Annotated in this window: 9 protein-coding genes; 5 read left to right on the top strand and 4 right to left on the bottom strand. The window is 40.1% G+C overall.

The window, feature by feature from the left end; translation table 11 throughout:
* Window positions 1–165: 165 nt before the first annotated feature.
* Together katG and A5482_RS00505 are read right to left on the bottom strand one after the other, a co-directional pair.
* Window positions 166–2328, bottom strand: coding sequence for a catalase/peroxidase HPI (katG, locus tag A5482_RS00510; protein ID WP_069790029.1), 2163 nt, complete (start codon window positions 2326–2328; stop codon window positions 166–168).
* Window positions 2329–2425: 97 nt separating this feature from the next.
* Window positions 2426–3280: an NAD(P)-dependent oxidoreductase gene (locus tag A5482_RS00505; RefSeq protein WP_069790030.1), complete on the bottom strand. Its 855-nt coding sequence runs from the start codon at window positions 3278–3280 to the stop codon at window positions 2426–2428.
* A 19-nt stretch (window positions 3281–3299) separates the two neighbouring features.
* Here A5482_RS00505 and mltA point away from each other — a divergent pair, with 19 nt between their 5' ends.
* The 3 genes from mltA (at window position 3300) to radA (ending at window position 7415) form a co-directional block, all read left to right on the top strand.
* A complete protein-coding gene (gene mltA, locus A5482_RS00500; protein ID WP_369816715.1) occupies window positions 3300–4511 on the top strand; it encodes a murein transglycosylase A in 1212 nt (403 codons plus the stop codon).
* Window positions 4512–4687: 176 nt separating this feature from the next.
* Window positions 4688–5560, top strand: a complete 873-nt coding sequence (locus tag A5482_RS00495; protein ID WP_069790031.1) for a 6-carboxytetrahydropterin synthase — start codon at window positions 4688–4690, stop codon at window positions 5558–5560.
* A 262-nt stretch (window positions 5561–5822) separates the two neighbouring features.
* A complete protein-coding gene (gene radA / locus A5482_RS00490) occupies window positions 5823–7415 on the top strand; it encodes a DNA repair protein RadA (protein WP_446684786.1) in 1593 nt (530 codons plus the stop codon).
* A 12-nt stretch (window positions 7416–7427) separates the two neighbouring features.
* Here radA and sat read toward each other — a convergent pair whose 3' ends face one another.
* A complete protein-coding gene (sat, locus tag A5482_RS00485) occupies window positions 7428–8594 on the bottom strand; it encodes a sulfate adenylyltransferase (protein WP_069790032.1) in 1167 nt (388 codons plus the stop codon).
* Window positions 8595–8793: 199 nt separating this feature from the next.
* On the opposite strand from sat, the gene A5482_RS00480 reads away from it, so the two are divergent.
* Window positions 8794–9486, top strand: a complete 693-nt coding sequence (locus A5482_RS00480) for a Crp/Fnr family transcriptional regulator (RefSeq protein ID WP_069790033.1) — start codon at window positions 8794–8796, stop codon at window positions 9484–9486.
* Window positions 9487–9634: 148 nt separating this feature from the next.
* Entirely contained in the window at window positions 9635–11374 is a 1740-nt protein-coding gene (locus A5482_RS00475; protein WP_069790034.1) for a M61 family metallopeptidase, read from the top strand.
* 166 nt (window positions 11375–11540) lie between these two features.
* Here A5482_RS00475 and htpG read toward each other — a convergent pair whose 3' ends face one another.
* Window positions 11541–13499 carry a molecular chaperone HtpG gene (htpG, locus tag A5482_RS00470; RefSeq protein WP_069790035.1) on the bottom strand — a complete coding sequence of 653 codons (1959 nt, stop codon included), beginning with the start codon at window positions 13497–13499 and terminating at the stop codon, window positions 11541–11543.
* Window positions 13500–13634: the final 135 nt, after the last annotated feature.

Raw genomic sequence — 13634 nt, 5'->3', positions numbered from 1 at the left:
TTTCCGAAGGTAAAGAAAAGATTAATTTTTTTTCTCAAGGGAGCAGGGATTCTAGTAACCCCTAACCTCAGACGATCGCCCGTAAGCGATCGCCCATAAATATTTTCCCGACAGTAATTAACCCACCGAGGACATGGCAGATTTTACTCTGACACACCAATGAGATTAAGCCAAATCAAAGCGATCGGCATTCATCACCTTAGTCCACGCTGCCACAAAATCTTGCACAAACTTCTCTTGGTTGTCATCCTGTGCATAAACTTCCGCATAGGAACGGAGAATTGAGTTGGAACCGAAGACAATATCTACCCGTGTGGCTGTCCATTGTACCTGACCTGTTTTGCGATCGCAAATTTCATAAAGATTTTTACCCGCAGGTTTCCATAAATACTTCATATCCGTCAGATTCACAAAAAAGTCATTGGTCAATACCCCTTCACGGTCGGTAAATACACCGTGCTTCGTACCACCATAGTTAGTACCCAAAACACGCATTCCACCTACCAAGACAGTCATCTCAGGGGCGGTTAATCCCATTAATTGGGTGCGATCGAGCATTAATTCTTCGGCACTAACAGTGTAATCTTTCTTGAGCCAGTTACGGAAGCCATCATGGACAGGCTCCAAAGGTTTAAAAGATTGAGCATCCGTCATCTCCTCCGTTGCATCACCACGACCGGGGGAAAAAGGTACGGTAATATTAAATCCTGCTGCTTTGATGCCTTGTTCAACGCCAACATTACCAGCAAGGACGATGACATCAGCCACACTAGCCCCTGTATCTGCTGCGATCCCCTCAAGTATATTCAAGACCTTGGCTAAACGCTCAGGCTCATTACCTTCCCAGTCTTTCAGAGGAGTTAAACGAATACGCGCACCGTTTGCCCCCCCACGTTTGTCCGAGCCTCGAAATGTTCTGGCACTGTCCCAAGCGGTAGATACCATTTCACTGATACTTAAACCACTATGGGTAATTTTTTCTTTCACAGATTGAACATCATAATCCCTGTTCCCTGCAGGAATAGGATCTTGCCAGATTAGGTCTTCTGGGGGTACATCTGGCCCGATATAACGAGTTTTAGGCCCCATATCTCGGTGAGTAAGTTTGAACCATGCCCGAGCAAAAACATCAGCAAAATATTCGGGATCATTATAAAATCGCTCGGAGATTTTCCGATACTTAGGATCCATCTTCATCGCCATATCAGCATCGGTCATGATGGGGTTAAGACGAATAGAGGGATCTTCCACATCCACGGGCTTGTCTTCTTCCTTGATGTTAATGGGTTCCCACTGCCACGCACCAGCAGGGCTTTTCTTTAATTCCCAATCATAATTAAGCAACATCTGAAAATAGCCATTGTCCCACTGGGTAGGATGGGTTGTCCATGCCCCTTCAATGCCACTACTCATGGTATCACGACCAATGCCACGCTGGGTTTTGTTCATCCACCCCAAACCCTGATCTTCTAGTTCCGCTCCTTCTGGTTTTGCCCCAAGCAACTCTTCCTTACCATTACCATGACATTTACCCACCGTATGACCCCCTGCGGTAAGGGCAACGGTTTCCTCGTCATTCATTGCCATACGCAAAAACGTAACCCTTACATCATGGGCAGTTTTGAGGGGATCTGGATTGCCATCTACCCCTTCAGGGTTGACATAAATTAATCCCATGGTCACTGCTGCCAAAGGATTTTCCAGATTTCGTTCTCCAGAATAACGGCTTTGAGGATTATCACTGGTAGCAAGCCATTCGGTTTCTGGGCCCCAGTAAATATCTTTTTCTGGATGCCAAATATCTTCCCGTCCAAAGGCGAAGCCAAAAGTTTTTAAGCCCATGGATTCATAGGCGATGGTACCTGCGTAGGTAATTAAATCAGCCCAACTGAGATGATTTCCATATTTTTTCTTGATGGGCCAGAGCAAACGACGGGCTTTGTCTAAATTGACGTTATCGGGCCAAGAGTTGAGGGGAGCAAAACGCTGATTGCCTGTACTAGCACCACCTCGACCATCAGCAATGCGATAAGTCCCCGCTGCGTGCCAACTTAAACGGATCATTAAACCACCGTAGTGTCCCCAGTCTGCGGGCCACCAATCTTGACTATCTTTCATCAATGCGTGAAGATCTTCTTTGAGGGCTGTTACGTCCAGTTTTTTTAGTTCTTCTTGATAGTTAAAATCCGCTCCCATGGGGTTGGTTTTGCGATCGTGCTGACTCAAAATATCGAGGTTGAGTGCCTTGGGCCACCATTCCATCTTCGACATACTGTTTGTGGTTACAGCACCGTGCATTACGGGACATTTTCCACTGTTGGTTGTCATATTGTTTTTTGCCTCTGATGAGTTATTTGAATATGTTTTGATTTTAACGGATGACTCTGAATGGGTAACACTTTTTTAGTTTCTTCCTAAACTCTAATTAGTCTTTTATTCCTTCAATTAAGGCAGAATAATCTCCATCTTCATAGCCCTTGGCGATCGCCCTTTGTACCACTGTTTGAATAGCTTGGAGAGTTACATTATTAATGTTTTTTCCTTGGGTAGCATCCAAAAATAAGTTGATGTCCTTAAGTAAATGTTTGGTGGGAAAATTGGGATTGTCGTAAGTGCGATCGGACATTCTTGTTAACTTTTTATCAAAAGTTGGAGCATATAAAGCACTATCTCGCAAAATATCCATGAAAATATCTGTGGATACTCCCTGTTGCTCTAAAAAGCTCAAACTGAGGGCAAAAGTGCTGGTTAACCCTGCAATCATCTGATTTAACGCCAATTTTAAAGCCGCCGCTTGTCCTACTTCCCCGATTAAACTAGGCTCAGGACTATAATTTTTAAATAAAGGTTGCCATTGCTCAAACTGCTGTGGTGTCGCTCCTACCATCAACAATAACTCTCCCTGCTTTACTTGAGGAATGCTACCCAACACAGGGGCTTCTAAATAATCTCCTCCCCTTGCCCTAATTTCCGAGCATAACTGCCGACTTTCATCGGGGGCGATAGTACCCATTTGAATGACAGTTTTTTGGGCAAAGGAACTATCACAGGATAAAATAACCTCTTGAATGGCAGGAAAATCCGACAACATCAAAATTAAACAGTCAGCAAAATCCAGAGCTTCTTTTACATCAGTGGTGACAGGAACATTTTGTGCCTTTAAGGGTTCTAATTTTTGAGCAGAGCGATTGAAACCCATGACGGGAATATTCGCCTCTGCTAGTTTTTGGGTCATGGGTAATCCCATTAAGCCCATACCAAATACAGCTACTTTAGTCATAATTTTAAGTATTAAAAAGATGTTTCTACAGAATAATAATAAAAAAACAAAAAAACAAAATAAAATAAGTTATAGTCTTAATTTAAACAAAACTATATCTAATTTATCAAAAGTTAGTTTAATAAATATTGGTTTAGGACTATTTTTTGCCCCTTCTTTGTTTGCTCAAAATGTACCATTAAAACCCGTTGATAGTTTACCCATGGAGGTATTAGATCAACAAATTTTGAGCCGAGATAGACAATCATTAATTCGTGCCGTTGACCATAGTTTACGATACCTTAACATCGAAAGCTCCAGAAAAGCCTACGAAAATTATAATGTGCCTGGTTTTACCCGTGAGAGAGTAATTGCGTCTTTACGACGTTTCCGAGAATTAGTAGCGACTTCTCATTCTTCGGCACAGTTACAACAAGCTATTGAGAGAGAATTTCGTTTTTATCGTTCTGTGGGTCATGATGGAGATGGTACGGTACACTTTACGGGCTATTTTCAACCCATATATCGTGCTAGTCGTCAAAGGACTGATGAGTTTCGTTATCCTCTTTATCGTAAACCGAGTAATTTTGATTCGTGGAATAAACCCCACCCCACAAGGGCGCAATTAGAAGGAGTGGATGGACGGGGTACTGATAGTGTTATCAAAGGGAATGAATTGGTGTGGCTGGGCGATCGCCTCGAGGCCTATTTAGTACAGGTACAGGGTTCAGCAGAATTACGACTAACAGACGGTCAAACCATGACTATCGGCTTTAATGGGGCAACAGACTATCCCTATGTAAGTTTGGGCAGGGAATTAATTAATGATGGAAAAGTACCCGCCGAGGAGATGAGTTTACCTCGATTGATGCAATATTTAGAAAGTAATCCCGATGAATTGAGTGTATATTTACCCCGCAATAACCGCTTTATTTTCTTTAATGAAACAGGAGGACAACCCCCCATGGGTAGTTTAAATGTACCTGTTACCGATGAAAGATCCATCGCCACGGATAAATCTATTATGCCCCCTGGAGCATTGGCATTGATTCATACCCGCATTCCTCAGCTTAATAGTGATGGGCAGATGATTACTCCTGTAACCAGTCGTTATGTACTAGATCAAGATACAGGAAGTGCCATTAGGGGCGCTGGTAGGGTTGATATTTTCTTCGGTACAGGGGATATTCCCAAAGCCCAAGCAGGTTTAGTGGATTGGGATGGGGATTTATTTTATTTGTTGTTGAAATAGGATTGACTTTGATTTTTTGAGGCAAGGGGCTTTTTTGAGACAAGGGACTTTTCTGGGGCAAGGGGCTTAAGCCCCTTGTTAACGAAGCTAGAAAAATTAAAGAATTGTTAAGTTAGGTAAAGGAAAAAATGGTAAAGTAGAGAAAGAATCAGCAAGCCGAAATCATAACTATTGCAATGAAATGTATTGTCAATCGTCGAGCAAAATTCAGCGCCAGTCATCGTTATTGGTTGCCTGAGTTATCGGAGCAAGAAAACCAAGAGCGTTTTGGTCTTAATAGCCGTTTTCCTGGTCATGGACATAATTATGTATTATTTGTGTCCTTGATTGGAGAATTAGATCAATATGGCATGGTGCAAAATCTCTCCAATGTGAAAAAAGTTATTAAAAATGAAGTTACTGGTCAATTAGACTATGGTTATCTGAATGATGTATGGGCAGAATTCCAAGAAACTTTACCCACTACAGAAAACATTGCAAGGGTAATTTGGCAAAGATTAGCTCCTCATTTACCGTTAACTGACATTCAATTATACGAACATCCTCAACTTTGGGTTAATTATCAAGGAAAAGATATGGAAGCAACTTTAAGTATTCAAACTCATTTCAGCGCCGCTCATCGTTTAGCCTCTAATCAGTTGAGTTATGAAGAAAATTTAGAAATATATGGTAAGTGCGCTCGTCCTAATGGTCATGGACATAATTATCATTTAGAAGTATCTGTCACTGGAAATATGGATGCTCGTACAGGGATGATTGTGGATTTAGGGGCGCTGCAAAATGTCATTGATGAGTATGTGGTAGAACCTTTTGATCATACTTTCCTTAACAAAGATATAGCTCATTTTGCTGACACTGTGCCTACCGCAGAAAATATTGCTTTTTATATTGCTACTCTTTTAAAAGAGCCTGTAAGTAAGTTAGGGGTTGAGTTAGAAAAAATTAAACTCATTGAAAGTCCTAATAATTCTTGTGAAATTTTCTGCCGCAATCAAAGTTTTGATGGTGTGAAAGCGCAAGAATCGGAAAAAGTTCCTGCTTTGGCTTAATTTTTCGTGGGGTTAAGGGTTGCCTTGCCCCATTAGATATTATTATTTTTCGTAAAGGCTCAAAGGTATAGAAGGTTTAAATTTTAAAGGTTATTGACAATGGGAGTTGTACTGTTATGTAATCTCCGCTCAATAATTTTGATCGTCTTTTAATCCTTAATCTTGATTAATGTTGTTAACTTTTTTTAATTATTTTAAACAAAAATTTTTTTTTGGGCGCATAATCGAGTTAACGAGAAGTACATGATAGGTTAGGAGACTAATGCCTAAAACCAAAACTGTTTATATCTGTAGTGCCTGCGGAACTGAGTCTATCCAGTGGTTTGGGAAATGTCCTCAGTGCGATACATACGGAACTTTAGAGGAGCAAATTATCAATCCTACGAATAATGGGGGGACAAGTTTTAGTCGGGCTGGTTGGCAGTCTCAAACCCGTGAATTTCACACTGGTGATGCGGAGGCAAAACCAAGGGCTTCGGTAAAGTTTTCTGATATTAGGGAAGAGGAGCAACCGAGAATTGAGTCGGGGTATCAGGAATTAGATCGGGTTTTGGGAGGTGGCATCGTACCAGGTTCGTTGGTTTTGATTGGGGGTGATCCTGGGATTGGTAAATCTACGTTATTATTACAAACGGCGAATCAGTTGTCTTTGCGTCTTCCTCGTATTCTCTACGTGTCGGCGGAGGAGTCGGGGCAACAAATTAAGTTAAGGGCGACTAGGTTGCACGTGGGGGCGCAAGAAGCGGCTCAGGCTGAGAGTTTGGACAATGGTAACAATGGCAATGGCAAAAAAGCTAGTAAGAAAAAGCAAGATTCTGAGCAAAAAGGGGCGAGTAGTTTGGCTTCGTCTCCAAATCTTTATGTGATGCCTGAGACTGATTTGGAGGAGATTTTGAAGGAGTTGGAATCTCTGAAGCCTCAAGTGGCGATTATTGATAGTATTCAAACCCTCCATTATTCGAGTCTTAATTCTGCCCCTGGTTCGGTTTCTCAGGTGAGGGAGTGTACTTCGGCTCTGATGCAGGTGGCGAAACGGGAAAGTATTACTTTATTTATTGTGGGTCATGTGACGAAGGAAGGGGCGATCGCAGGGCCCCGAGTCTTAGAGCATTTGGTGGATACGGTACTATATTTTGAGGGCGATCGCTACGCATCCCATCGTCTGTTAAGATCGGTAAAAAATAGGTTTGGGGCTACCCACGAAATCGGTATCTTTGAAATGGTGGATCATGGTTTAGTGGAGGTTTTAAACCCTTCGGAGTTGTTTATGAGTAGTCGGGATGAACTAGCCCCCGGTACTGCCACCATCGTATCCTCGGAGGGTACACGCTCCATTGTGGTGGAGTTACAGGCCCTTGTCAGCCCCACCAGTTATACTTCCCCTCGCCGTTCTACCACGGGGGTTGATTACAACCGTTTACAACAAATTTTGGCAGTATTAGAAAAAAGAGTAGGAATTCCTCTCTCAAAATTAGATGCCTATGTGGCTTCGGCGGGGGGTTTGGGAGTAGAAGAACCTGCGGCAGATTTGGGCATGGCGATCGCCATTGTGGCTAGTTTTCGAGATCGTATCGTAGATCCTCGCACCGTCTTAATCGGTGAAATTGGTTTGGGGGGGCAGGTGCGTCTAGTATCTCAGATGGAATTAAGACTAAAAGAAGCCGCTAAATTGGGCTTTAAAAGGGCGATCGTTCCCAAAGGGCAAACCTATCCCAGTGACTTAGGTTTAGATATTATCAGTGTAAATCGGGTCATAGATGCGATCGTGGTTGCCATTCCCAATAACCAAAATTCCGACGAACCACAAGAAGAAGAATCCGAACAAAAAAACCCCTCTCCCACAGGAGAAGGGTAAAGAGGAAAACAATTAACGGTGCATAGCCTTAGCCAACTCCGCTGCCACCTCAGGGCGAGAAAATTGAGGAGGTGGTAACTCTCCACGTCTCAACATTTCCCTTACCTTAGTACCCGAAAGATGTACCCTTTCTTCAGGAGCAGAAGGACTGGTTTTAGAAGTTGCCATTTGCTCAGTGCGCTTACAATAGAAAGCGTGTTCAAACTTCATAGGAGTGATACCCAACTCCGCAGGTTCAAACTCATCAAAAATTAACTGAGCATCATAAGTACCATAATAGTCACCAACCCCCGCATGGTCACGTCCCACAATAAAATGAGTACAACCATAATTTTTACGAATCAAAGCATGGAAAATAGCTTCCCTAGGGCCCGCATAACGCATCGCAGAAGGATTAATAGCGAGAATCACCCTGTTTTGAGGGAAATATCTATCCATCATAATTTCATAACAACGCATTCTCACATCCGCAGGCACATCATCACTCTTGGTAGCACCCACCAAAGGATGGAGAAACAAACCATCAACGGTTTCTAATGCACATTTTTGGATATATTCATGGGCGCGGTGGATAGGATTACGGGTTTGGAAACCCACCACAGTTTTCCAGCCTCTTTCTACAAATAACTTACGAGACTCCGCAGGATCAATTTGATATTTAGGGAAAAGAGGATGACCATCTCTTTCTAACAACCAAATAGGTCCAGCTAAATTGATTTCTCCTTGCTCATAAACCACCTTTACCCCGGGATGTTTATCCTCATCAGTACCATAAACCTTAACCGCTTCATGGGTTTTGTTATAACGATATTTTTGAGTAAGTTCTAAAACCCCAATAAATCTACCATTAGCATCATCTAAACGTACCCAACCACCTTCTTTTAAAGGTTCTGCGACTTCTTGGGTAACAGATAAAGTGACAGGTACAGACCAAGGTAAGCCATTTTTGAGGCGCATATTATCTACTACATTTTCGTAGTCATCCTGTGCCATAAACCCTTGGAGGGGGCTAAAACCACCGATCGCAATCATGACCAAATCAGAAGTTGCTCTCTCATCAAGTTGCACTCTGGGCAGTTTATCAGCTTGAGCCATAAATTCATCTCTTTCGGCCGTAGTTGCCAATCTATTTATTAATTTACCACCATGGGCGGGGATGGTTTGTTCAATTTTAGTCATAGAATTTCAATAAAAGTTAAAATTTAGTCACGTTTTATCCTATCAAGCAATGACCATTTTTTCTAACCCTTATAACCCCATCACTAAACCTGATTTTGCCCGTAGATAATCAAGAATAGTTGACCCAAAAGTAAAAAATCAAGTAAAATGCAGAAATCCTAAACTCTTAAAGAAAAAACTATTCTTTAATCAATACTCCATGGAGACGCAAGAATTTGCCGAGCTTTTTCCCCTTTTTCATAACCTCAGTGATGAAACCCTAGAATCAGTTATTAAACTAATAGAACCCAAAAACTGTGAAAGAGGAGAAACCATAATTTCCCAAAATGATTGGGGTAGTTGTTTTTATCTAATCGCTTCAGGCTGGGTAAAAGTACAACGTTTTTATGGCGGACAACCCATCACCATCGAAATTATTGGTAAAGGAGGTTTTGTGGGAGAAATAGGGATTCTCAGTAGCGGTGATTTTAACAGCCAAGTTATCAGCATTTCCGACGTAGAAATGTTTACCATTTCCGCCCAAAGATTTATTCAAGTTTTATTCCGAGACGCTCAAATACAAAATCGCCTCCTAAAATCCATGGTGAGTAAAGTAATAGAGGCTCAAGAATATTACCGTTTTTATCAACAAACTAGCAAAGTAAGACTGGTAACAATTTTAATTTCTTTAGCCGATAAATATGGTACACCCATGGAAAATGGGTTCGAGATTTATAATTTCCATCTCCAAGATTTAGCCGATTTAGCATTATTATCCCTAGAGGAATGTATACAAAATATGAGTAAGTTAGAACATAAAAATTTAGTCAGTCTTGATAACGACTTTAATATTATGTTTCTTCCCAATATCAAACAACTTCATCATATTATCGGTCAATTGGGTAATGAATAATGGCATTGCTGAATTTAGATATAATTTTTGTTTTACTCAGCGCACCTTATTTAGTTTGTGTTGACGATACTTTCTCAATAAAATTGGGGCATTTTACGAGGCAAGATGATAGCTTTAAAATAAAGAAACTGCTATTTATCACATAAACATGAATACCCAACAACCAGACATATACTATCAAGTGTCCATGGAAAATCCTGAATTACATCTATTTCAGGTGAATCTAACCATCACCAATTGGACACAAGAAATGCTTGATATAATGATGCCCGTATGGACACCAGGTTCATATTTAGTCAGAGAATATTCTAAAAATCTACAAGAATTTTCAGCCACGGACGCAACCACACATCAACCGATTCCATGGCACAAACAATCAAAAAATCATTGGCAAATAGAAGCAAAAAACACCAAGGAAATCAAAATAAGTTATAAAATATATGCTAACGAGTTAACCGTTAGAACTAACCATTTAGATAGTACCCATGGCTATTTTAACGGTGCTGCCTTATTCTTCTATATTCCAGAATATCAGTACATTCCCCATACTGTCTCCATCGTGCCACCCCATCAAGATTGGGAAGTGACAACTTCTTTACTAAAAATTAGTCATAATACCTTCTGTGCAGACTGTTTTGATACTTTAGTTGATAGCCCCTTTGAAATCGGTACCCAAGAAATTGATAACTTTGTAGTATCAGATAAACCCCATCAATGGGTAACTTGGGGCAAAGGTAATCTTGATAAAGAAAAATTAATCAAAGATACTAAAGCAATTATTGAAAAAGAGGAAGAATTATTTGGGGATTTACCCTACGAAGATTATTTCTTTTTATTACATCTTTCGGGAAGTGGTTTTGGAGGCTTAGAGCATAAAAACTGTTGTGTTTTGAACTATCCTCGTTTTGGTTTTCGTAAAGAAGATAAATATAACCGCTTTATGCAGTTGGTTGCCCATGAATTTTTCCATCTGTGGAATGTGAAAAGAATTCGCCCCAAGGAGTTAGAAATTTTTGATTATAGTCAAGAAAATTACACTGCTTCTCTGTGGTTTTGTGAGGGTGTCACCAGCTATTATGATATTTTGATTCCCTATCGTGCCAAGGTTTATTCCCGCAAAACTTTGCTGGATTTACTGAGTAAGGATATTAGTCAATATTTATCTATCCCTGGCAGACATATCCAACCCTTAAGGGAGTCTAGTTTTGATGCTTGGATTAAGTTATATCGCCGTGATGCCTATAGCAATAATAATCAGATTTCTTATTATCTCAAAGGCCAGTTTATTGCTTTATTTTTAGATTTAATTATTCGTAAAAATAGCCAAGGGCAAAAGTCTTTTGATGACGTGATGCGGGAAATGTGGCAACGTTTTGGGGTGGATGAAATTGGTTATACGGAAGAAGAGTTAAAAGGTGTTATTGAGGAGATAGCAGGGGAAGATTTAACACAGTTTTGGGATTTATATTTAAATAATATTAATGAACTACCTTTTAATGAGTTTTTAGAGCCTTTTGGATTAATTTTAAAAGAAAAAACAGCAAAGGATAGTCACCCTTATTTAGGGGTACTACTACAAAAGGAGGGGGTGATTGATAAGGTTAGTTTTGTGGATGCCAATTCTCCTGCTGGTATGGTAGGCATTGAGGCGGGGGATGAGTTACTGGCTATGGATGGATTTAAAGTAACTTTGGAGACTCTAGGAGATAGGTTGAGGGATTATCAGGAGGGAGATGAAGTGGAGGTGACGATATTCCATCAAGATGAATTAAAAAATTTGATGGTGAAGTTGGCTAAACCAAAGGTTACTAGTTATCAGTTGAAGGTAATGGATAGGTTGAATGAAAATCAGCGCACCTTACTTGCTAATTTTTTTGGTGATGAATAATCCCTAAATTTTTTAAAATTCTGACTTTTTATAATTCATTTTATATGGTTATTTATCTATAGGAATAAAATGCTTTTTTAAAATTTTTAATATCTCTAAACAATAGTAAAGGTGGGCATTGCCCACCCTACAAGATTAATATTTGTGTTGCATAAATAGCTACAAATTAACGCTGGGTTAGTTTGGTTAAGACGTTATTTGAGCGCTCAACGAAAGCCGTCATCCCTTCGGCATCAAAAGCCCTTTGTGCCATTAAGGCTAAGTCATACACGTGTTGACACATCATGTTAACCATTTCTTGGGTGTTGGATTCTCCGCTACCTTGAATAATCGCCCCTTTATTGAGTTGATAGATATTTTCAATGAGGGGATGGGAGGTATTAATCACCAACATATGCTCATCGGGGAATTTCATTTCCCTTTGTTGCATCATGGCTGTCATCTCTTGAAGACGGCGCATGGCTTCGGGTAACAATACCATGGCAGGGGGAGTTTCTTCTTGGGCTTCAGCTTTGAGGGATTGGGTTTTGATATTTACTTTGGGTTTGTTGATGGCGGTTTCAAATATTTCTTTGATTTCTTCTGAGCGAGTCTTGTTAGTGTTGGGATTAACAATGTCACTGGCTTTATCTTCTTCCACTAGACTAGAATCTAATTCCGAGTCAACCCGAGAGAATTTTACTTCGTTGTATTCTCTTTCGAGGAAGGGAATAAAGTAATTGGTATCGATGAAAGAGTCCATAAACAGCACTTCGATGCCTTGATTTTTATACAAGTCAACATAGGTGCTTTGGGTTTGAGGGTTGGTGCAATAAAAAACGCTGTTTTCGTGTTTTTCTTTGTTTCTCTCAAGATATTCTTTGAGGGTGACAAAGGGTTGATTGTTTTCTTCTTCTACTTGCGCCCATGCGTCATCCCCTGAGTCGATTTCTACTTTGGGTTTATCGGCGTTTTTATCGGCTTGGTAAGTGGTGCGATAGATGATTAAGTCTTCTACTTGTTTTTTGAATTTTTCGTCTCTCAATGCACCATATTTTACGAAAGTGCCTACGTCTTCCCAACAACTGATATATTCTGACTTGTTATCAGTATATAAGGACTTGAGGCGATCGCCCACTTTCTTGGTAATAAAATCAGCAATTCTTCTCACGGTGCGATGGTTAGTCAAGGCACTACGAGACACATTAAGGGGAATATCAGGGCTATCAATTACTCCCCGTAAAGGCATGAGAAATTCGGGGATAACCTCTTCACAATGATCACTTACAAATACCTGATTACAGAATAACTTAATTTGCCCTTTGGTAACATCAACATCAGGTCTTAATTTAGGGAAGTATAAAATACCATTGAGCAAGAAAGGATAATCAGTATTTAGATGTACCCATAATAAAGGATCTTCTTGGAAAGGATAAAGATAACGATAAAATTCTAAATAATCCTCATCGGTTAAATTTTGAGGAGATTCCTTCCAAAGGGCTTTTTGACGGTTAACTGTTTCCCCATCCATCTTAATGGCGACAGGAACAAAGTCAGAATATTTTTTAACAAGGTTTTTAATTCTTGCCTCTTCTAAATATTCCGTTTCCTCATCTAAAACCGTTAGGGTAATAGTGGTGCCGGGGGTGGTGCGGGAAGACTCCGTTAATTCAAATTCGGGTGAACCATCACAACTCCAATGGACGGGGGTTGAACCCTCACGGTATGATAAGGTATCGATTTCTACCTGTTTAGCTATCATGAAAGCGGAATAAAAACCTAAGCCAAAATGTCCGATTAATTCATTAGCATCTTTACCGTATTTGGTAATAAAATCTTCGGCACTGGAAAAGGCTACTTGGTTAATATATTTTTTAACTTCTTCTACCGTCATCCCGATACCATTGTCGCTAATAGAAAGGGTTTTTTTCTCCTTATCGATAGCAAGGGTAATTTCAGGCTCAGGTAAATCTGTACTAAATTCCCCCGCCAAAGATGCCATCTTAGCTTTGGAAATAGCATCTACGGAGTTAGAGATTAATTCCCTTAAGAAAATTTCGTGGTCAGTGTAGAGGGATTTTTTGATAATGGGAAATATATTCTCGGTATGGATGGAAATATTACCCTTTTCTAATACGTTGCTCATAGATGATATTTTTTTATTTTTATCGAATAAATATAATAGCCTGTTGATTGTGGCTAGTTTTTATCATGTCACACAGTGTCTATTCCTTTCAAGATGTGGTTTACCGAATCAAATTAAGAGGAATAGACTTTACCG

Source organism: Cyanobacterium sp. IPPAS B-1200 (genome assembly GCF_001747005.2).
GTDB lineage: Bacteria > Cyanobacteriota > Cyanobacteriia > Cyanobacteriales > Cyanobacteriaceae > Cyanobacterium.
The sequence above is the reverse complement of the archived record's forward strand: the minus strand, read 5'-3'. Positions and strand labels throughout refer to the sequence as shown.

Coding starts and splice junctions, on each gene's coding strand:
- A5482_RS00480 (WP_069790033.1), top strand. CDS start 8,794: ATGGAGACGCAAGAATTTGCCGAGCTTTTTCCCCTTTTTCATAACCTC.
- radA (WP_446684786.1), top strand. CDS start 5,823: ATGCCTAAAACCAAAACTGTTTATATCTGTAGTGCCTGCGGAACTGAG.
- A5482_RS00475 (WP_069790034.1), top strand. CDS start 9,635: ATGAATACCCAACAACCAGACATATACTATCAAGTGTCCATGGAAAAT.
- A5482_RS00505 (WP_069790030.1), bottom strand. CDS start 3,280: ATGACTAAAGTAGCTGTATTTGGTATGGGCTTAATGGGATTACCCATG.
- mltA (WP_369816715.1), top strand. CDS start 3,300: ATGTTTCTACAGAATAATAATAAAAAAACAAAAAAACAAAATAAAATA.
- A5482_RS00495 (WP_069790031.1), top strand. CDS start 4,688: ATGAAATGTATTGTCAATCGTCGAGCAAAATTCAGCGCCAGTCATCGT.
- sat (WP_069790032.1), bottom strand. CDS start 8,594: ATGACTAAAATTGAACAAACCATCCCCGCCCATGGTGGTAAATTAATA.
- htpG (WP_069790035.1), bottom strand. CDS start 13,499: ATGAGCAACGTATTAGAAAAGGGTAATATTTCCATCCATACCGAGAAT.
- katG (WP_069790029.1), bottom strand. CDS start 2,328: ATGACAACCAACAGTGGAAAATGTCCCGTAATGCACGGTGCTGTAACC.